We start from the raw sequence: 19,182 nt of genomic DNA on the forward strand, positions 1-19,182 counted from the left end.
CTCCATGAGCCTTCTGCGCGACCTCCTCGGCCAAGTGAGCCGTACCGTCACGGCCTATGTCGGCGACAAGGTGCTGATGCTCGCCGCCGTCTCGGCCGCGTCCAACGTCATCGTGGCCGATGGCGAAGTCGCCGGCCAGGAGTTCGATGCAGCGCTCCACGGACTGAGCGCCGATCCCGTGCTGATGAAGGGCTACGATGCCCTCATGCTCGAGACTGAACTCTACGAGGGTATTGCCCGGGCGCGGACCCGCCTCGGTCGGGCGGAGAACCTGCGCCACGTCGGGGCGGTGGCTGAGCGGCCGGCGAACCAGCGCGAGAACGTCTTCCTGATCGCCGCCGACGTCGCCGACCAGGACGGCATCAGTAACATCGAGGCGAGCGCGCTGGGCGAGATCGCGGCTGCCCTTCAGGTTGACGGTGTCGGGCTCCTGCGGGCCAATCCGGTGCGGCGCCGGCCGGCCTGACTGGCACCGGCGTTGCTGGTGCGATGCGCCCGGCGCCGGACGGCGGGCGGAACGACGATGAACGCGTGACACGGCACTTGGCCGTGAGAGGAACCGGCATGGCCGAGACGAAGCTGAGCAACACACATAACCTGCGCGCGGATGGCGCGCGGCTCTGGTCCACCATCCTGGAGACGGCCGCGTTCGGCGGCACGCCGGCCGGCGGCATCAATCGCCTGACGCTCTCGGATGAGGATGGCCGCGTGCGCGACTGGTTCCGGGACGCCTGCACGGCGGCCGGCCTGGAGGTCTCGGTCGATGCCCTGGGCACGCAATACGCCCTGCGCCCGGGCCGGGATATGAGCCGCAAGCCGGTCGCCTTCGGCTCCCACCTCGACACGCAGCCCACCGGTGGCAAGTTCGACGGTGTGCTGGGCGTGCTGGCCGGCCTCGAAGTGATGCGCAGCCTCAACGATGCCGGCATCGAGACCGAGGCGCCGCTCCTCGTGGTCAACTGGACCAACGAGGAGGGTTCCCGCTTCGCGCCCGCCATGATGGCCTCGGCGGCCTTTGCCGGAGACTTCACCACCGACGAGATCCTGGCCAAACGCGACGCCGCGGGGATCACGGTGGCGGAGGCCCTCGATGCCATCGGCTATCGTGGGGTCGAGGCCGTCGGCACCCGCGAGATCGGTGCCTTCGTCGAACTGCATATCGAGCAGGGGCCGATCCTGGAGGCCGAGGACAAGACCATCGGGGTGGTCGAGGGCGGCCAGGGCATCATGTGGTTCGACGGGGTGATCACCGGTTTCGAGAGTCATGCCGGCACCACGCCGATGCCGCGGCGCCGCGACGCGCTGCTGGCCTTGTCCGAATTCGCCCTCGCCGCGGAGCGCATCGCCCTGGCGCATGCCCCCTCGGCGGTGGCCACGATCGGCGAGGCGGCGATTCTGGCGCCCTCCCGCAACGTCGTGCCGGGGCGCGTGGCCTTCACGGTCGACGTGCGCGACCCGCGTTCGGCCACCCTCGACGCCATGGAGGCCGCCCTGCAGGAGGCCGCCACCGAGATCGCCGGGCGCCGCCGCCTGGAGATCCAGCTCAACCGGATCTGGCGAAAGGAGCCGATCCCGTTCGACCCCACCATCGTGGCGGCGATCGACGCGGCGGCCGAGGGCCTGGGCCATGCCCGGCGCCGGATCATCTCGGGGGCGGGTCACGATGCCTGCAATCTCGCCGCCAAGGTGCCCGCCGCGATGATCTTCGTGCCGTGCAAGGACGGCATCAGCCACAACGAGGCGGAATCTGCGACCCAGGCCGATTGCGCGGCCGGCGCCGACGTGCTGCTCCAGACGGTGCTGCGCCTTGCCAACGCCCCCAGCTCGGACGCATCCCGCGCCGCTACAGGCGCATGATGGTGCGGCCCCGGGTCGACCGGTGGTGTAAGACCGCGGAAAATCCGGTAAGGGCCGCGTCATGAGCGCGCGATCGTACCGCGACGCCCGAGGTCGGCCGCTCGTCGCGGTCACCGGCCTTGGCGTCGTTTCCTCCCTCGGCCAGGGACAGGCTGAGACCTGGGCTGCCATGACCGAAGGGCGGTCCGGCATCCACGCGATTGCGCGGTTCCCCACCGAAGGCCTGCGAACGCGCATCGCCGGCACGGTGGATTTCCTCGACACCGAGCCCCTGGTGGCGCCACTCCTGTCCGAGCGCTTCGCCGCCGTAGCGGCCGAGGAGGCGATCGCGCAGGCTGGGATCGGAACGGCCGGTGATTTCCCCGGCGCGCTGTTCATCGCGGTGCCGCCGGTGGAAATGGAGTGGCCGCAGCGGCAGGCCCTCGCGGAAGCCCTGGGCGGCGACGGTCCGGTCGATTACGCCGGGCTGATCCGGGCCGCCGCAACGGGGCGGTTCGATTCCTGGCATGACCTGTTCATCTTCGGCACCGTCGCCGACCGCGTCGCCGAACGGTTCGGCACGAAGGGCTCGCCGATCTCGCTCTCCACCGCCTGCTCGTCCGGTGCGACCGCGATCCAGCTCGGCGTCGAGGCAATCCGCCGCGGCGAGACTGCGGCAGCGCTCTGCATCGGCACGGACGGCTCGGTGAACCCGGAATCGCTGATCCGGTTCTCCCTGCTCTCGGCCCTCTCGACCCGGAACGACGAGCCGGGGGCGGCGTCGAAGCCGTTTTCCAAGGACCGGGACGGCTTCGTGATGGGTGAGGGCGCGGCCGCCCTGGTGTTGGAAGACGCGGAAACCGCGCGGGCGCGTGGCGCCACGATCCTCGGCTACGTGCTCGGCTGCGGCGAGAAGGGCGACGGCTTCCATCGTACCCGCTCGAGTCCCGATGGGGCGCCGATCATCGCGGCGATCCGGGCAAGCCTGGAGGATGCCGGGCTCGAACCCGACGGGATCGACACGGTCAACGCCCACGGCACCTCGACGCCCGAGAACGACAAGATGGAGGCTCTGGGCCTCGGCGCCGTGTTCGGCGATCGCGCCGCATCCCTGCCCGTGACCTCCAACAAATCGATGATCGGCCATACCCTGACGGCTGCGGGCGCCATCGAGGCGGCGGTATCGCTGCTCACCATCCGACATGGCCGCATCCCGCCGACCATCAACCACCGCGTGCCGGATCCGACGATCGCCCTCGACATCGTCGAGTTGGCCCGCGATCTACCGGTCCGCACCGTGCTGTCGAACTCGTTCGGTTTCGGCGGTCAGAATACGTGCCTCGTCTTCGGCGCGGAGCCGGCGTGAGCGCGGCCTCCGCCCAGCGCCGCGTCCTCGTCACGGGGGGCGCCTCCGGGATCGGTGCGGCGATTGTCCAGGCCCTGGCCGGTGCGGGCTTCGCCGTGGATTTCACCTATCGCTCGTCGGCTGAGGCGGCTCAGGCACTCTGCGCGGAGCTCTGTGCAGCCCATCCGGATCGCAGTGTCGCGGCTATTCCCCTCGATCTCGCCGATCGAGCTGCCCTCGACGCCTTCTGCGAGGCCGCGGAGGAAACCGGCTATTACGGCCTCGTCCACAATGCCGGTCAGTCCAGCGACGCGCTTGCCGCCATGCTGGACCAGGATCGGGCCGAGACAGCCATGCAGGTCAACTTCTTCTCGCTGACCCGCCTCGCAAAGACGCTGGTCCGCCCGATGACCCGGGCGCGTTCCGGCCGCATCGTGGCGATCGGATCGGTGGCCGCCCTGCGGGGTAACGCCGGCAATGCCGCCTATGCCGCTACCAAAGGGGCGCTGATCGCCTATTGCCGCACGCTGGCGATCGAGTCGGCCAAGCGCGGCGTGACCGTCAACGTGATCGCCCCCGGCTTCGTCGACACTGCCATGATGGCGCGCTACGCCGCCTATCGGGTCGGGATGGAACGGCAGATCCCCGCCGGTCGTTTCGCGCGGCCCCAAGATGTCGCGGCGCTCGCCGCCTTTCTGATGGGTGAGGGGGCGTCCTACATCACCGGAGCGGTGCTGCCGGTGGATGGCGGCTTGACTGCGATGATGGGCGTCCACCGGGCCTGATCCGAGATGCCGAACCGGACGAACCCATCGATGCGCGCCAGCTCTGCCTTCATAGCGATCGTCTGCCTCTCGGCCTCGTTCACGGCCGGTCCGGCATCGGCCGAACCCGAGGTCTACCGGATCACGGGCCTGGCGCCGGGCGAGGCCCTGAGCATCCGCGTCGAGCCCGATGCCGCCGCCGAGCAGATCGGCGAGATCCGCGTCCGCGCCCTGGTCTTCGGCTGTACCAACGACACACCCAGCCGCACGACATGGTGCCGGGTCAAGGCCGGCCGGACCCTGGGTTGGGCGCGGCGACGGTATCTGGCGCCCGAATAGACCGTCAAACGGGACCCGCCGTCGGACGCAAGGATGGGTGAGGCCCTGTTGATCCGCGGAAGGGTGGTGCGTAGCGTTCTTCAGCAGGTGCAGCGATGGCGACACGGATCCTGCGCGACGACGTTCCTTGGGCGCGGCATGTCGAGGGCGACCCGGATCTCGCGCGGGCGATCCGCGCGGCCGCCGAGACTACCGGTACGCCGACGACTGAAAGACGATGATGGTACAAGCCCTCCAGCTCTTCGGCGACCGCGATCTGCGCTTGACCGAGATCGCGCCCGCGCCCGCCCCCGGTCCGGGCGAGGTCCGGATCCGCATCCGCGCCGTCGGCCTCAACTTCATCGATGTCTGGGGTTTTCGCGGCATGGCCTTCGCCAAGCGCAAGCTGCCCCTCGTGGTCGGCGCGGAAGCGTCAGGGGCGATCGAAGCGGTTGGGGAGGGCGTCTCGGATCTCGCCCCCGGCGATCGGGTCGTGCCCTACGGCGCCATGACCTGCGGTCGATGCCGGGCCTGCCGCGAGGGCCGGGACAACCTCTGCGAAGACGTGTCGGGCGTGATGGGTTTCCATCTCGACGGCTTCGCCCGGGAGCTGGTGACGCTGCCGGCGCGTTTGGTCGTGAGGGTGCCGGACGGGGTGAGCGATACCGACGCCGCCTGCGCGGGCATCGCCTTCGGCACCGTCCAGCACATGCTGTTCGACAACGCCCGTCTGGAGCCCGGGGAGAGCGTGCTGGTTCATGCCGGCGGCTCGGGGATCGGCACCGCGGCGATCCGCATGGCCAAGGCGATCGGCTGCACCGTCTACACGACGGTCGGCGACGACGAGAAGGGCCGTAGGGCCGCCGAACTGGGCGCCGACCACGTGATCAACTACCGGACCGAGCGGTTCGAGGGTGAGGTCCGGCGCCTGACCAAGCGCAAGGGCGTCGATGTCGTGTTTGAGCATGTCGGCGCCGATACGTGGAACGGCTCGCTGCTCTGCCTCAAGCGCGGCGGCCGTCTCGTCACCTGCGGCTCGACCTCCGGCGTCTCGGCGACGATGAACCTGATGCAACTGTTCCAGCAGCAATACCGAATCACCGGCTCGTTCGGCTGCTCGCTCACCAATATCCGCCAGGCCCTCGACAAGATGGCGAGCGGCATCCGGCCTGTGGTGGATACCGTCTACCCCCTCGCCGATTTCGCGCAGGGGTTGGAGCGCCTGGAATCGCGGACGGTGTTCGGAAAAATCCTCGTCGGTCTGTAGCGCAGGTTTCGCGCTGCGGTGAACATGGCTTAAACGGAGCCGTATGGGTGCGTGGGGGCGGCCCGTATCGGCCCGGGATATAACAGTGCTGCGTCTCGCCCTCGTTCTGAAACGGTCCTGGCCGCGCCTCGCAGGCTATGCCATGATCCCGCTGATCCGCGCCCTGGTCTTGCTCGCCCGCCTCCTCGGGCCGGAGCGCTCGACTGCGTTCGGTGCCGGGATGCTGCGCCGGATCGGGCCGTTCCTGCCAGCGCACCGCACGGCCCTGGCGAATTTGCGGGCGGCCTTCCCGGATCTGCCGGACGCGGAGCACAGGCGGATCGCCCTGGAGGCCTGGGATAATCTCGGCCGCGTGGGAGCCGAATACGCCCATCTCGACAGCCTGTTCGATTACGATCCGGAGGCCGCCGGACCGCTGCGGACGGAGGTCGCCGGGATCGAGCATTTCTTCGCCCTGCGCGACGACGGGGCGCCGGGCCTGATCTTCTCCGCGCATCTTGCCAACTGGGAATTGCCGGCGATCTGCGCGGCCCGGTTCGGCCTGGACGCGACCGCCGTGTTCCGGCCGCCCAACAACCCGGCGGCGGCACGCCTCGTACAGGAGGTCCGCCGGCGCTCCATGGGCGGGCTTGCAGCCTCGACGCCGGGTGCCGTCTTCGCCATGCGCGATGTGGTGGAGCAGGGCGGTCACCTCGGCCAGCTAATCGACCAGCACTTCACCCGCGGCGTCGTGGTGCAGTTCCTCGGCCGGCCGTGCTTGGCCAATCCCCTCCTCGCCAAGCTGGTCCGGCATTACGAATGCCCGGTCCACGGCGTCCGGGTCGTCCGCCTGCCGCAGGGCCGGTTCAGGCTCGAACTGACCGGGCCGCTCGATTTGCCGCGGGCGGCGGACGGGACCATCGACGTGCCCGGTGCCATGCAGGCAATGACCGCGGTGGTCGAAGGCTGGGTGCGCGAAACGCCCGGGCAATGGCTGTGGATGCATCGCCGGTGGCGTGCCGACATGCTGCCGAAAGCCCGGACGGACCCGGCATCGTCAGGGGTACCGGTACATCCGTCTCAAGCCAACGTGATTTCCCAGACGGCGGACCACACGCTCTGATAGTCTCATGACGCGTTGGCACTGCGCCTGGACCTGCAATCGTCGTGCGCTGTGCGCGGCCGTGCTGCTTGGCACCACCGCGGCTGCCTCCCCGGCGCGGGCCGAGGCGGTTCACGCGGTCGTGGAGCTGTTCACCAGCCAGGGGTGTGGCGCCTGCCGCACGGCCGAGCCCGTCCTGCGCGATCTGTCGCGGCAACCCGGGGTGATCGCCCTCACCCTGCCGGTGACTTACTGGGACTACCTCGGCTGGAAGGACACGCTGGCCTCGCGCCCGCTCACCGAGCGCCAGCGCGCTTACGCTCGAGCACGCGGTGGCCGGCAGGTCTTCACGCCGCAGGCGGTGGTGGATGGCAGCGGTGTGGCAGTAGGCTCGGACAGGGTCGCCCTCGACCGGCTGATGCGGGACGGGGTCCAGCACGGCGGCTTGCCGGTCCCGATCCGCAGCGAGGCGCGCGGGGACCGGATCTGGGTCGAGATCGGCGCTGCGCCGGATGCCAAGGCGGAACTGCGTGGCGAGGTCTGGTTGGTGCCCGTGCTTCGCCGCCGGGCGATCGCGATCCAGGCCGGCGAGAATGGCGGGCGGACTGCGACCTACGTCAACGTGGTGCGGGGGTTGCTGCACCTCGGCCATTGGAACGGGCAGGCGCTGACCCTCACGGTACCCGACACGCAGGCCGAGATCGCCGATGCCGACAGTTGGGTCGTGCTGCTCCAGGGTGGCGCGGACAACCGGCCTGGTCGCATCTTCGGGGCCGCCAAGGGGCCGGGGCTTTAGGCAATCCCCGGCCCTAAAGCTCCAGGTCGTTAATCCAGCGCGATCGGGTCGATCTGACGCCGGCCTTCCCGCTGGTGCCGGGCCCGCGATTCCCGCGCGAGTTCGGCAAGCTTCGCATCGAACCGGTCAGACAGGCGGCTGACGAGGCCGATCATCCCGTCGATGACGCTGCTGACGAGCGCAACGGTGCCGATCACGGCCGCGACGATGAGGCTTTCGATGACGCGCAGGATCCGGCGAATGAGCTGCATGGACGGATGTCTCGGGCTTGCGGCGCGGAATACGCCTGTGCCGACGTGACGTAGCGCGGCCGGATGCCGGCGGTATGGGACCAAAAGCGGCGTAGCCTCAACACCATCGCGCGGAACAAAATCGTACCTTGTCCTGACGGTCCATCACGGCACAGAGCGGGCTTCGCGAACCGCCGAGGCGGCAAGCCCGTTGCGTTGGATAGGGTCGCGCAGCCGCGTTGCCTTCTCCATCGAGTGTCGGCCATGCGGCGACGCCATCTCTTGTCCGGTTTGCTCGCGGCTCTCTCACTCGCCGGGCGCCGCGCTGGGGCCGCGGATCAGCAGGACGTGGATGTGCTCCTCGTGCTCGCCGTGGATGTGTCGCTGAGCATCAGCGAGGCGCGCTTCGACCTTGAACGGCGTGGCTATGCCGAGGCCTTCGCCGATCCCCGGGTCCTGCGCGCCATCGGCGACGGTGCGGCCGGACGCATCGGCGTCGCCCTGTTCGATTGGGCCGGGCCCGGGGAGCAGCGCGTGGCGGTCGATTGGATGATCGTCGGCTCCGCTGAGGATGCGGCCCTATTCGCGGCGCGGCTCGCCGGTGTGCCGCGCCCGTTCTACGGACGGACCGCGATCGGCTCAGCCCTCGGCTTCGCGGCCGATCTGCTGGCGCGGGCGCCGTTCCGGACCGAGCGGACGGTGATCGACATCTCGGGCGACGGCACCGGCAATGCCGGCCGCTCCATCACCGACGCCCGGGACGCGGCCGTCACGGCCGGCATCACCATCAACGGCATCGTCGTCCTCACCGACCCTGATGGCATGCCGAGCTTCCTGAAGGAGCACACCAACCCGCCCGGCGGGCTCACGGCCTACTATCGGGAGCACGTCATCGGCGGCGAGGGGGCATTCGTGATGAGCGCCGAGAGTTTTGACGCGTTCGGGCGCGCCATCATCGCCAAGCTGATTCGCGAGATTTCGTGACGCGTCCGCCGCCGGCGTCACCCGGATCGCTCGCCTGGCACGTTTACGGGCGCTAGGTTCATCTCGCACGCGCTCGTTGAGGCGCGGCCAGGGAGGAGTCGGAATGCGGATTTCGGCCGAGGGGCTATCCGCCTTTGTGCGGGACATCTTTGTCCGTGAGGGCTGCGCCGAGGCGGAAGCCGAGCGGATCGGCCGCTTCCTCGTGGCGGCCAACCTGACCGGCCACGACAGCCACGGGGTCGTTCGCGTGGCCCGCTACGTCGAGTGGCTGCGCAGCGGCGAGGTCGAGGCCGGCCGGACACCCGAGATCGTTACCGATGCGCCGTGCTTCGCCCTGGTCGATGCCCAGTACGGGTTCGGCCAGACCGCGGGCCCCTTCGCGGTCGATCTCGGGATCGCCAAGGCGCGGGCGAACGGCGTGGCGATCATCGCCCTCCGGCATGCCGGGCATATCGGCCGGATCGGCGAATGGTCCGAGCGGGCCGCCGCCGCCGGGCTGGTCTCGGTCCATTTCGTCAACGTGGCGGGAAGCCTGCTGGTGGCGCCGTTCGGCTCCGTCGAGCGGCGGTTCTCCACCGCGCCGTTCTCGGCCGGTTTCCCGGTGCCGGATTCTGATCCGATTATCTTGGATTTTGCCACGTCGTTGGTGGCCGAGGGCAAGGTGCTCGTCGCCTCCCGGGGCGGCAAGCCGCTGCCGGAGGGCGCGCTGATCGAGCCGGACGGCCGACTCAGCGCAGATCCGGCGACCCTATTCGGACCCCTCGAGGGGGTCGAGCGCGACAACCAGCGCGGCTCCGGCGCGATCCGGGCCTTCGGCGAGCACAAGGGCTCCGGGTTGGCGCTGATGTGCGAATTGCTCGCCGGCGCGCTCACCGGGTCCGGCACGGCGGGGCCGGGCAAGCGCCGGATCTGCAACGGCATGCTCTCGATCTACGTGACGCCCGCCGCCCTCGGGACCGAGGACGTGCTGGCCACCGAGGCGCGGACCTATCTCGACTTCTTCAAGAGCGCCCGCCCGATGCCGGGCGCCGAGGTGCTGCTGCCCGGCGAGCCGGAGCGCCGGATGCGCGCGCAGCGCCTCGCGGAAGGCGTGCCGCTGCCCGAACCGGTCTGGGAGACACTCCTCGCCGCCGGACGGCCGCACGGCCTCGACGGAGATGCCTACCGCGCCTGATCGGGCCGCGGACGCCATTCATTGCGGTGACCCCCGGCCAGAATGGGGGCGCCGCGCCAAGCGGGGACGCCATCCCCGCGTTTCGGGAGGAATACGATGCCGCGCCTACGCTGGCTCATGATCGGCCTCTGCATGGCCGCCAACGCCATCAACTACATCGATCGTGCCAATCTCGCGGTCGCAGCCCCCTCCATGTCGAAGGAACTGGGGCTCAACGCGACCGATATGGGCTTGATCCTGTCGGGCTTCTTCTGGACCTACGCGATCATGCAATTGCCGTTCGGCTACGTCGCCGACCGGGTCGGAGCGCGGTTGTCGCTGGTCGTGGCGGTGGTCTGGTGGTCGGCCTGCACGGCGCTCACCGCGGCGGGGCGGGGCTTCCTGTCGCTGCTGGGCCTGCGCATGCTGCTCGGCGTCGGCGAGGCCGGCGCCTACCCGTCCTTCGCCAAGGTTGCGGCCTCGTGGTTCCCGCGCAGCGAGCGGAGCTTCGCCAGCAGCATCTTCGACAGCGGCTCGCGGGTCGGCTCGGCGCTCGCGATCCCGCTGGTCTCCTGGGTGATCGCGACGCTGGGCTGGCGCGAATCCTTCATCATCACCGGCGTGCTCGGCTTCGTCTGGGCCGTGTTCTGGATGTGGCTCTACCGCGAGCCCGAGAATCACCCCGCCGTCTCGGCCGACGACCTCGCGCGCCTGCGCGCCGCGCAGGACCGGCCGAAGGCGGTCCACGCCGCCGAGGCGCAGGAACAGGTGCCGTGGCTGTCCCTGTTCCGCTACCGCACGGTCTGGGGGATGATGGCCGGGTTCTTCTGCCTGAACTTCGTGATCTACTTCTTCATCACGTGGTTCCCGACCTACCTCGTGAAGGCGCGGGGCTTCTCGCTCGCCGAACTCGGCACGCTCGGCAGCCTGCCGGCGCTCGCATCGATCCCCGCGGGCTGGCTCGGCGGCTTTGCCTCCGACGCGCTCTACCGCCGGGGCTGGAGCCTCACCGCCGCCCGCAAGACCTGCCTCGTCGGCGGCATGCTGATGTCCTCGGTGATCACGCTCTCGATCATCGCGCCCAACGTCTACGTGGCTTTGCTGTGCTTCGCGGTCGCCTATGGCAGCCTCGCCTTCACGGCGGCCTCGATCTGGGCGCTGCCCGGGGACGTTGCGCCGACGCCCGCCCACGTGGCCTCGATCGGCGGCATCCAGAATTTCGCGTCGAACGTCGCCGGCATCGTGACCACCACCTTCACCGGCGTGATGCTGACCGTCACGCAGGGCTCCTTCGTCATCCCGCTGATCGTGGCCGGCGGCTTCTGCCTGCTCGGCGCCTTCATCTACCTGTTCGTGGTCGGCGAGATCGCGCCGCTGCCGGTCCGTGAGGCTCGCGCTCCGGCGCTGCGGCCCGAGGCGGCCCGATGAGCGCCACAACGCATCGCCAGGAGACAGCCATGGCCGCCTATCCCGTCATCACCCTGCGCCCAGACGACGGCGTCGTGGTCGCCCGCGGCGCCATCGAGCCCGGCACGCCGGTCGCGGAGGGCGTCATCGCCGCCGAGCGGATTCCGGCCGGCCACAAGGTCGCGGTGCGCCCGCACCGGAGCGGCGAGGCGGTGACGAAGTACGGCCAGATCATCGGCTTCGCGAAGGAGGAGATCGCCGCCGGGCGGCACGTCCACGTCCACAACCTCGGGATGGGCGAGTTCGCCCGGGACTACGCGTTCGGGGTCGATGCCAAGCCGACCCGGCTCGTCACGCCGCCCGCGACCTTCCAGGGCATCCGCCGGCCGGACGGGCGGGTGGCGACCCGCAACTATGTCGGCATTCTCACCTCGGTGAATTGCAGCGCCCATGTCGCCGACCTGATCGCCGACGCGTTCCGGCGCCATCCGATCCTCGGGCTCGATCCGCTGGCCGCCTATCCGAACGTCGATGGCGTGGTGGCGCTCACCCACAAGACCGGCTGCGGCATGGCGATGGGCGAGCCGCTGCGGCTCCTGCGCCGGACGCTCGCGGGCTACGCGAGGCACGTCAACTTCTCGCACATCGTGATGATCGGCCTCGGCTGCGAGGTGAACCAGATCGGCGCCTTCCTGGAGGAGCAGGGGCTCGGCGACCGGATCCGCAGCATGAACATCCAGAGCCTCGGCGGCACCCGGAAGACCGTCGAGGCCGGCATCGACTTTGTGAAGGGGATCCTGGACGAGGCCAACGTCGTCCGCCGCGAGACGGTGCCGGCGAGCGAGCTGATCGTCGCCCTGCAATGCGGCGGGTCGGACGGGTATTCCGGCGTCTCGGCCAATCCGGCGCTCGGGATCGCCAGCGACCTCGTGGTGCAGAACGGCGGCACGGTGATCCTGTCGGAGACCACCGAGACCTACGGGGCCGAGCACCTGTTCACCCGCCGCGCCGTGAGCCCGGAGGTGGGGCAGAAGCTCGTCGACCTGATGCGCTGGTGGGAGGAGTACACCCGCAAGGAGGGCTCGGAAATCGACGCCAACCCGTCCCCCGGCAACAAGGCCGGCGGCCTGACCACGATCCTGGAGAAGTCGCTCGGTGCCATGGCGAAGGCCGGGAGCACCAACCTCGTGGACGTGTTGCGCTACGCCGACCCGGTCACCGCGAAGGGCTTCGTCTTCATGGACACGCCCGGCTACGACCCGGTCTCGGCGACCGGGCAGGTGGCGGGCGGGGCGAATCTCGTGTGCTTCACCACCGGGCGCGGCAGCGTGTTCGGCTGCAAGCCAGCGCCCTCGATCAAGATCGCCACCAACTCGGCCATGTACCGGCGGCTCGAGGAGGATATGGACGTCAATTGCGGCACCATCCTCGACGGGGAGGAGAGCGTCGAGCAGGCCGGGCGGCGGATTTTCGAGCTGATCCTGAAGGTCGCGGGCGGCGAGCGGACGAAGAGCGAGCAGTTCGATTTCGGATCGTCGGAATTCGCCCCCTGGCAGATCGGCGCGACGGTGTGAGGCGTAGCGCGGTTCACGACAGCGCTCGGCCGGGTCGATCCCACTCAATCCCCTCATCCTGAGGTGCCCGCGTCAGCGGGCCTCGAAGGAGGGCTCGAGGAGACGCGCGATCTCCGGAGGGCTCCTTCGAGGCCTGCGCTGCGCTCCGGCACCTCAGGATGAGGGAGTGGATTGGACAACCGATCTCAGGGTTTCCCGGTCTTGTGCCGTATGCCTTGGAGGATCAAAGGTCGGTCCGCACCACGCCCGGAAAATCGAGGATGAAGTCGGGGCCGAAGGCGGTCACCGGCGTGTGGAAGCCCGCCGGCACCGTGCCCGCGGCGAGGCGTCGGGCGACCTCAAGGGCCGTCGCGGCCGTCAGCGTGTAGCCTTCGGGTGTCTCCATGCGGCTCGCCGTCCGCCGCCCTGCACCGTCCCAGGCCTCGGCCAGAAACGTGCTGCGCGCTGTTTTCCGCGCCGCCTCGGACGGCCCGGCAGGCAGCCGGTCGATGCCGCGGTTAATCAGCCGCTGCGCGGTCCCACTGGCGATGATCCGCCGGATCCCGGCCGGCAGCCCGGCGGCGGCCGCCATGGCGGGTAACGCCTCGAAATACACATCGATGTTCGGGACGCCGGTCGAGTACCACGCGCTCGACACGTCGCCCCAGCCGAGCCCCACGGTCCGGCGCGGCCCGCGGCCGAAATCGGCGCTTCCGCGGGGCGGGCTCGGGAGTTCGACGATCCGGCCGTCCCGCCGGACCCGCGTGCCCCAGGCGATACCCTCGACCATGGTGCGGGCCGTCCCCCGGCTGAAGCCGCCGAACCCGCCGATCGAGATCCGCAGATGCGTCGCGCCCGGAAGCCGCCGCGCCACGTGCGCTGCCAGGCAATCGCTCGGCACGACGTCGAACCCCGCGGCGGGCAGCAGCACGATACCGGCGGCCTTCGCCTCCGCGTCCCGGGCGGCGAGCGCCTCCAGCACCGAGATCTCGCCGGTGATGTCGACGTAATGCGCCCCCGCGGCGAGGCACGCCTCGGCCATCGGTCGGGCGGTGTTGGAGAAGGGGCCGGCGGCGTGGATCACCGATCTGACGCCCGCGAGCGTGGCTCGCAGGCGATCCGGCTCGTCGAGGCGCGCGGCACGCGATTCGAGGCCGAGCCGCTGGGCGAGCGGGCGCAGCTTCTCCGGGTCTCGCCCGGCCAGGATCGGTCGCAGGCCCTGTGCGAGCGCGTGTTCGGCGAGCAGCATGCCGGTATAGCCGGTGGCGCCGTAGATGAGGATCGTGCTCATGGCCGGCGTTCTGCCACCGCGACCGCGTGTGTGAAAGCGCGCAGCGCCCCGCGTGGCTTCGCCGCATCGGTGCTCGGCCCGGAGCGCAGCAGCGCGGTCAATGCGCCGGGGTGCGACCCGATTCGCCCAGGAGCGACGCGACGATGAACCGGATGTTTCGATCTCAGCTCGGCGCAAGCGTCCTTCTGGCCGTTCTCGCTGGCTCGTCCTGGGCGGCCGATCGGCCGGTCACGGTGACGGCGCAGCCAGAGTTGAAGCCGGGCCTAGCGGCGATGCCGCAGATCGCGGCGCCAGCCGACGATGCGGAGCGGCGGATCAACGCCGCGCTCCGGCGGCTCGACGGCAATGTCCGCAAGGCCGCGAAGTCCTGCCAAGCGGATGGCGGGGCGCGCAGTTCCTGGACTCGGACGGTCCGGACACCGATGCGCGGCCCGCGCTTCCTGAGTGTCGCGATCGACGACGACATGTTCTGCGGTGGTGCCCATCCGAGCACCAGCCTGATGGCGATCGTGTACGACCTGACGACCGGCGCGCCGGTCGATTGGACCAAGCTGCTTCCGCCGACGCTGACCGGCACGGTCGCCCTCGCCGAAGGCCTGGACGGGACCAAGATGGTGACCCTCGCCTCCAAGCGGCTGCACGCCCTGTATCTCGAACGCTACCGTCCGAAGGACAGCAAGGTGGAGCGCGATGGGGACGACACCGCGTGCCGTGAGGTCGTGCAGGAAACCACGCAGAGCGACCCGCCGGGCATGATGGCATGGCTCGATGCCAAAGCGGGCGGCCTCGCCGTCCAGTTCGATCTGCCCCACTAAGCACAAGCCTGCGCCGACACCGTCGTCATCCCGAACGCGATTCTGCGGCAGGCGGGTGCCCAGCCCGTCCTCACCGACGCGATCGAGGCCGCGCATGCCGCGCCGTGACGGCCTGATGAGCGAGACGTCGGTCGGGGCTTAAACAGCGGCCGCGGACGGCGTAGCCTGCCGGTCTGGTGGGTGAGCCGCCGCAGCGTCCGGGGATGATTCATGCTCGCGTCCCGCATCGCCGACGGCGCGGCCGACCCGGTCGGAGCTTTCGCCGACCTGCCCGAGCTTTCGCCCCTGCGGCAGGCCGTGGTCGCGGCCTGCCGGCGCCTCGAGCCGGATTGTATCGCGCCGCTCCTCGACCAGGCGCGCCTGCCCGGCGAGGCTGCGGCCCGCGTCGCCGCGATGGCCCGGGCGCTCGTCGAATCCCTGCGCCGCCGAGGCCGTCGCGGCGGGGTCGAAGGCCTGATCCACGAATATGCCCTGTCGAGCGACGAGGGCGTCGCCCTGATGTGCCTCGCCGAGGCGCTCCTGCGCATCCCCGATGCGGCCACCCGCGACGCACTGATCCGCGACAAGATCGTGCGCGGTGATTGGGCGGCCCATCTCGGCCACAGCCCGTCGCCCTTCGTCAACGCGGCGACCTGGGGCCTGCTGGTCACCGGCCGCCTCGTCGCAACCCGGGACGAGGCCGGACTGTCTGCCGCGCTCACCCGCTTGATCGCCCGCGGTGGCGAGCCGCTGATTCGCGGTGGCGTCGATCTCGCCGTCCGGATGATGGGCGAGCAGTTCGTCACCGGCCGGTCGATCGAGGAGGCCCTGCGCAACGCCGCCCGGATGGAGGCAAAGGGCTTTACCTACTCGTACGACATGCTGGGCGAGGCCGCGGTCACCGCCGAGGATGCGGCGCGGTACTTAGCCTCCTACGAGAACGCGATACGGGCGATCGGCGAGGCTTCGGCTAGGCGCGGGGTCCTGCGCGGGCCGGGGATCTCGATCAAGCTGTCGGCGCTCCATCCGCGCTACGTCCGTTCGCAACGTGGACGCGTCCTGACCGAGCTTGTGCCGCGCGTCCTGGGCTTGGCCCGTCTCGCCAGGGACTACGCCATCGGCCTCAACATCGATGCCGAAGAGGCCGACCGGCTCGACCTGTCGCTGGATATCCTGGAACGGCTCGCTGTGGATCCGGAGCTTGCCGGCTGGGACGGGCTCGGCTTCGTGGTCCAGGCTTATGGCAAGCGCTGCCCGTTCGTGATCGATGGTCTGATCGACCTCGCCCGGCGCAGCCGGCGGCGCTTGATGGTGCGCCTCGTCAAGGGCGCTTACTGGGACAGCGAGATCAAGCACGCACAGGTGGACGGGCTCACCGACTTCCCGGTCTTCACCCGGAAGGTCCATACCGACGTGTCGTATCTCGCCTGCGCGCGCCGGCTGCTCGATGCGCCCGACGCGGTGTTTCCGCAATTCGCCACCCACAACGCGCAGACGCTCGCCAGCGTCGTCGAGATGGCGGGGCCGGATTTCGAGCTCGGCCAATACGAGTTCCAGTGCCTGCACGGGATGGGCGAGCCGCTCTACGAGAGCGTGGTGTCCGGCTTGGACCTGCGGCGCCCGTGCCGGATCTACGCGCCGGTCGGGACGCATGAGACGCTGCTCGCCTATCTCGTGCGTCGGCTTCTCGAGAACGGGGCGAATACCTCATTCGTGAATCGCGTCGCCGATGAAGCGGTGCCGGTCGAGACGCTGATTGCCGATCCGGTCGCCCTGGTGGAGGCCATGCCGGTACCGGGCGCGGGACACGAGCGGATCGCCTTGCCGCCAAATCTTTACGCGCCGGCCCGGATGAATGCCGCCGGCCTCGATCTCGCCGACGAGGCGGCGCTCCGGCAGCTTGCGGACGGGCTCGCAGCAAGCGGCCGGACAACGTGGCGGGCGTTGTCGCGGGGTTGCGATGCGGCGGATATCCCCGTTCGGAACCCAGCCGATCACCGGGACGTGGTTGGCGTCTATCGACCGGCAACGGCGGCCTGCATCGACCGGGCACTAGCGCGTGCCGAGGCGGCCGCGCCGGGCTGGGCCGGAACGTCGGCCGCCGGGCGGGCCGCTAGCCTGTGCCGGGCGGCCGACATCTTCGAGGCGCGGATGCCGCCGCTCATCGGCCTCATCGTGCGCGAGGCGGGCAAGTCGTACGGCAACGCGGTCGCGGAGATCCGCGAGGCGGTGGATTTTTTGCGCTACTACGCGGCCGAGGCCGAACGGACGCTCTATCCGGAACACGAACCGCTCGGGGCCGTGGCCTGCATCGCGCCCTGGAATTTTCCCCTCGCGATCTTCATCGGGCAGGTCGCGGCCGCCTTGGCGGCCGGCAACACGGTGCTCGCCAAGCCCGCCGAGGAGACGCCGCTGACCGCCGCGGAGGCGGTGCGGGTCCTGCATGAAGCCGGCATCCAAGAGGAAGCACTTCAGCTTCTGCCGGGGGACGGTACGGTCGGCGCCACCCTGGTCGCCGACCCCCGGGTCCAGGGCGTGATGTTCACCGGCTCGACGGCGGTCGCCAAGACGATCCAGCGCCGCCTCGCCGAACGGCTTGGCCGCCACGGTGAACCCGTGCCGCTTATCGCCGAGACCGGCGGCCAGAACGCCATGGTGGTGGATTCCTCCGCCCTGGCCGAGCAGGTGGTGGCGGACGTGATCGCCTCCGCCTTCGACTCGGCGGGTCAGCGCTGCTCGGCCCTGCGGATCCTGTGCCTGCAAGAGGAAATCGCCGACCGGATCTTGCCTATGCTGAAGGGCGCGATGCGCGAGCTGGCCGTCGGCGATCCTCGCTGCCTGTCCACGGATATCGGCCCGGTCATCACCGCCGAGGCGGCCGCGGGAATCACCTGCCACGTAGCGGCGATGCGCGACCGTGGATTTGCCGTGGATGAACGCGTCCTACCGCCCGGAACCGCCGGCGGGACCTTCGTGCCGCCCACCCTGATTGAGATCAACCATGTGGCGGATGTCGAACGCGAAGTCTTCGGGCCGGTGCTGCACGTCCTGCGCTATCGACGGACGGACCTCGATGCGCTGCTGTCGGCGATCGACGCCACCGGCTACGGCCTGACCTTCGGCCTGCACAGCCGCCTCGACCAGACGATCGACCGGGCCTTGGGCCACGTCCGGGCCGGCAACCGTTACGTGAACCGCAACATCATCGGCGCGGTGGTGGGCGTGCAACCCTTCGGCGGTTCGGGCCTGTCCGGGACGGGACCGAAGGCCGGCGGGCCGCTCTACCTCGGTCGTCTGGTGCGTCGTACGCCGGACCGGGCGCTCGACGGGCTGGCGGCGGACGCGTTCCCGCTCCCGACCTATCTCGTTTGGCTGAGCGCGCGGGGCCACGGCGCCCTGGCGGAACGTCTGACCAGGATGCGCTACCCGGCGTTGGGGGAGATCGCGCTGACAGGGCCGGTCGGCGAGCGCAACCTCTACGGCCTGCGCCCGCGCGGGCGGATCGCGGCCCTCGCCGAGACGGAAGCGGGGCTGCTGATCCAGATCGGGACGATTCTGTCCTGCGGCGGCGAGGCCATCGTGGTGGGCGACGAGCGGCACAGCGCCGTCCTGCGGGCGCTACCGGTCGGAATGGCGGATCGGGTCGCACACGCCCCGGATCTCGAAGCGGCGGGTGATGTCCGGGCGATCCTGTTCGAGGGCAATCCGGACGTTTTGCGGATTCTGTCCGCGGCCGTCGCGGCCCGGCCCGGCGCGATCCTGTCGATCCAGGCACGCACGCTGGACGGGCTGGAGCGGGGCGACCTCTATGACGCGGCCGGTCTCGTCGAAGAGGTATCGACCGCGATCAACACCGCTGCGGCCGGAGGCAATGCCAGCCTGATCTGCGTCGGGTGAGGGCGTGTAATCTCGCCCTCAAGCGAAAGCGGGTCCAGGCCGCCGTGCCCTCAGGCGGCGCGCGACCAGCGGATGTCGCCGAGGCTCTCGCGGAAGGCGAAGCGGGCCAGATGATCGGCCACGACGTTTTCCAGCCGGGTGAGATTGACAGGATCGGCGCTGTCGATGCGCATCACGAGCGCATCGGGCTCGGCGTCGAAGGTGCAGAGGCGGTCTTCGCCGAACGGCACGGTGCCGTGCTGCGGGGTCGCTTCGACCTTGAATTTGTGGCTCCAGTGCCGGCAGAGCTGCTGAAGGTAGCGGCTCGCCTCCGTGGTCTGCACACGGGCCAATGAAGTGGGCATTCCGTCGATCTCCAAATGAACGTGGTTCAGCCAGTCGTTGACGGTTCGTCGCTTGATCTCGCAGGTGCGAGATAGGAAGGCTTCAGAGCAATTGCCATGCCGGCCCGCGACGGACCGTCCTT

18 protein-coding genes are annotated in these 19,182 nt (G+C 69.9%); 15 read left to right on the forward strand and 3 right to left on the reverse strand.

Annotated elements, in window-relative coordinates; genetic code table 11:
- Positions 1-4: 4 nt before the first annotated feature.
- The 9 genes from MKK88_RS31855 to MKK88_RS31890 all read left to right on the forward strand — a co-directional run bounded on the left by MKK88_RS31855 (position 5) and on the right by MKK88_RS31890 (position 7,407).
- A complete protein-coding gene (locus tag MKK88_RS31855; RefSeq protein WP_244007490.1) occupies positions 5-466 on the forward strand; it encodes a tellurite resistance TerB family protein in 462 nt (153 codons plus the stop codon).
- Between the two features lie 98 nt (positions 467-564).
- Complete coding sequence (locus MKK88_RS31860) at positions 565-1,857, forward strand: Zn-dependent hydrolase (protein WP_244007492.1); 1,293 nt, start codon at positions 565-567, stop codon at positions 1,855-1,857.
- Between the two features lie 61 nt (positions 1,858-1,918).
- On the forward strand, positions 1,919-3,202 hold the full coding sequence (locus MKK88_RS31865; protein ID WP_244007494.1) for a beta-ketoacyl-ACP synthase: 1,284 nt from the start codon (positions 1,919-1,921) through the stop codon (positions 3,200-3,202).
- Entirely contained in the window at positions 3,199-3,966 is a 768-nt protein-coding gene (locus MKK88_RS31870; RefSeq protein WP_244007496.1) for an SDR family oxidoreductase, read from the forward strand. Before MKK88_RS31865 ends, MKK88_RS31870 begins: the two co-directional genes overlap by 4 nt.
- Before the next feature lie 30 nt (positions 3,967-3,996).
- Positions 3,997-4,284, forward strand: a complete 288-nt coding sequence (locus tag MKK88_RS31875) for an SH3 domain-containing protein (RefSeq protein WP_244007498.1) — start codon at positions 3,997-3,999, stop codon at positions 4,282-4,284.
- A 95-nt stretch (positions 4,285-4,379) separates the two neighbouring features.
- Positions 4,380-4,505 (forward strand): hypothetical protein, encoded by a 126-nt coding sequence (locus tag MKK88_RS34005; protein WP_279602669.1) that lies wholly within the window; start codon positions 4,380-4,382, stop codon positions 4,503-4,505.
- Positions 4,505-5,530, forward strand: coding sequence for a zinc-binding dehydrogenase (locus MKK88_RS31880; RefSeq protein WP_244007955.1), 1,026 nt, complete (start codon positions 4,505-4,507; stop codon positions 5,528-5,530). The genes MKK88_RS34005 and MKK88_RS31880 overlap by 1 nt, the downstream gene beginning before the upstream one ends.
- Before the next feature lie 85 nt (positions 5,531-5,615).
- Positions 5,616-6,632: a lipid A biosynthesis lauroyl acyltransferase gene (locus tag MKK88_RS31885; RefSeq protein ID WP_244007501.1), complete on the forward strand. Its 1,017-nt coding sequence runs from the start codon at positions 5,616-5,618 to the stop codon at positions 6,630-6,632.
- 7 nt (positions 6,633-6,639) lie between these two features.
- A complete protein-coding gene (locus tag MKK88_RS31890; RefSeq protein ID WP_244007503.1) occupies positions 6,640-7,407 on the forward strand; it encodes a DUF1223 domain-containing protein in 768 nt (255 codons plus the stop codon).
- A gap of 29 nt (positions 7,408-7,436) precedes the next feature.
- Here MKK88_RS31890 and MKK88_RS31895 read toward each other — a convergent pair whose 3' ends face one another.
- Complete coding sequence (locus tag MKK88_RS31895; protein WP_244007505.1) at positions 7,437-7,658, reverse strand: hypothetical protein; 222 nt, start codon at positions 7,656-7,658, stop codon at positions 7,437-7,439.
- Between the two features lie 327 nt (positions 7,659-7,985).
- On the opposite strand from MKK88_RS31895, the gene MKK88_RS31900 reads away from it, so the two are divergent.
- The 4 genes from MKK88_RS31900 to MKK88_RS31915 all read left to right on the forward strand — a co-directional run bounded on the left by MKK88_RS31900 (position 7,986) and on the right by MKK88_RS31915 (position 12,755).
- Positions 7,986-8,621 (forward strand): DUF1194 domain-containing protein, encoded by a 636-nt coding sequence (locus MKK88_RS31900; RefSeq protein WP_244007507.1) that lies wholly within the window; start codon positions 7,986-7,988, stop codon positions 8,619-8,621.
- A 103-nt stretch (positions 8,622-8,724) separates the two neighbouring features.
- Entirely contained in the window at positions 8,725-9,795 is a 1,071-nt protein-coding gene (locus tag MKK88_RS31905) for a malate/lactate/ureidoglycolate dehydrogenase (RefSeq protein WP_244007509.1), read from the forward strand.
- Positions 9,796-9,891: 96 nt separating this feature from the next.
- A complete protein-coding gene (locus MKK88_RS31910; RefSeq protein ID WP_244007510.1) occupies positions 9,892-11,202 on the forward strand; it encodes an MFS transporter in 1,311 nt (436 codons plus the stop codon).
- 29 nt (positions 11,203-11,231) lie between these two features.
- On the forward strand, positions 11,232-12,755 hold the full coding sequence (locus tag MKK88_RS31915) for a UxaA family hydrolase (RefSeq protein WP_244007512.1): 1,524 nt from the start codon (positions 11,232-11,234) through the stop codon (positions 12,753-12,755).
- Between the two features lie 223 nt (positions 12,756-12,978).
- Here MKK88_RS31915 and MKK88_RS31920 read toward each other — a convergent pair whose 3' ends face one another.
- Positions 12,979-14,025: a saccharopine dehydrogenase family protein gene (locus tag MKK88_RS31920; RefSeq protein WP_244007514.1), complete on the reverse strand. Its 1,047-nt coding sequence runs from the start codon at positions 14,023-14,025 to the stop codon at positions 12,979-12,981.
- A 152-nt stretch (positions 14,026-14,177) separates the two neighbouring features.
- On the opposite strand from MKK88_RS31920, the gene MKK88_RS31925 reads away from it, so the two are divergent.
- Together MKK88_RS31925 and putA are read left to right on the forward strand one after the other, a co-directional pair.
- Complete coding sequence (locus MKK88_RS31925) at positions 14,178-14,840, forward strand: DUF4163 domain-containing protein (protein WP_244007516.1); 663 nt, start codon at positions 14,178-14,180, stop codon at positions 14,838-14,840.
- Between the two features lie 210 nt (positions 14,841-15,050).
- Positions 15,051-18,716, forward strand: a complete 3,666-nt coding sequence (gene putA / locus MKK88_RS31930) for a trifunctional transcriptional regulator/proline dehydrogenase/L-glutamate gamma-semialdehyde dehydrogenase (RefSeq protein WP_244007518.1) — start codon at positions 15,051-15,053, stop codon at positions 18,714-18,716.
- A gap of 50 nt (positions 18,717-18,766) precedes the next feature.
- Here putA and MKK88_RS31935 read toward each other — a convergent pair whose 3' ends face one another.
- On the reverse strand, positions 18,767-19,060 hold the full coding sequence (locus tag MKK88_RS31935; protein ID WP_244007520.1) for a DUF2218 domain-containing protein: 294 nt from the start codon (positions 19,058-19,060) through the stop codon (positions 18,767-18,769).
- Positions 19,061-19,182 lie beyond the last annotated feature (122 nt).

This window comes from Methylobacterium sp. E-005, assembly GCF_022829725.1.
Lineage (GTDB): Bacteria > Pseudomonadota > Alphaproteobacteria > Rhizobiales > Beijerinckiaceae > Methylobacterium.

Coding starts and splice junctions, on each gene's coding strand:
- MKK88_RS31875 (WP_244007498.1), top strand. CDS start 3,997: ATGCGCGCCAGCTCTGCCTTCATAGCGATCGTCTGCCTCTCGGCCTCG.
- MKK88_RS31865 (WP_244007494.1), top strand. CDS start 1,919: ATGAGCGCGCGATCGTACCGCGACGCCCGAGGTCGGCCGCTCGTCGCG.
- MKK88_RS31915 (WP_244007512.1), top strand. CDS start 11,232: ATGGCCGCCTATCCCGTCATCACCCTGCGCCCAGACGACGGCGTCGTG.
- MKK88_RS31910 (WP_244007510.1), top strand. CDS start 9,892: ATGCCGCGCCTACGCTGGCTCATGATCGGCCTCTGCATGGCCGCCAAC.
- MKK88_RS31890 (WP_244007503.1), top strand. CDS start 6,640: ATGACGCGTTGGCACTGCGCCTGGACCTGCAATCGTCGTGCGCTGTGC.
- MKK88_RS31895 (WP_244007505.1), bottom strand. CDS start 7,658: ATGCAGCTCATTCGCCGGATCCTGCGCGTCATCGAAAGCCTCATCGTC.
- MKK88_RS31935 (WP_244007520.1), bottom strand. CDS start 19,060: ATGCCCACTTCATTGGCCCGTGTGCAGACCACGGAGGCGAGCCGCTAC.
- putA (WP_244007518.1), top strand. CDS start 15,051: ATGCTCGCGTCCCGCATCGCCGACGGCGCGGCCGACCCGGTCGGAGCT.
- MKK88_RS31925 (WP_244007516.1), top strand. CDS start 14,178: ATGTTTCGATCTCAGCTCGGCGCAAGCGTCCTTCTGGCCGTTCTCGCT.
- MKK88_RS34005 (WP_279602669.1), top strand. CDS start 4,380: ATGGCGACACGGATCCTGCGCGACGACGTTCCTTGGGCGCGGCATGTC.
- MKK88_RS31855 (WP_244007490.1), top strand. CDS start 5: ATGAGCCTTCTGCGCGACCTCCTCGGCCAAGTGAGCCGTACCGTCACG.
- MKK88_RS31920 (WP_244007514.1), bottom strand. CDS start 14,025: ATGAGCACGATCCTCATCTACGGCGCCACCGGCTATACCGGCATGCTG.
- MKK88_RS31880 (WP_244007955.1), top strand. CDS start 4,505: ATGGTACAAGCCCTCCAGCTCTTCGGCGACCGCGATCTGCGCTTGACC.
- MKK88_RS31905 (WP_244007509.1), top strand. CDS start 8,725: ATGCGGATTTCGGCCGAGGGGCTATCCGCCTTTGTGCGGGACATCTTT.
- MKK88_RS31860 (WP_244007492.1), top strand. CDS start 565: ATGGCCGAGACGAAGCTGAGCAACACACATAACCTGCGCGCGGATGGC.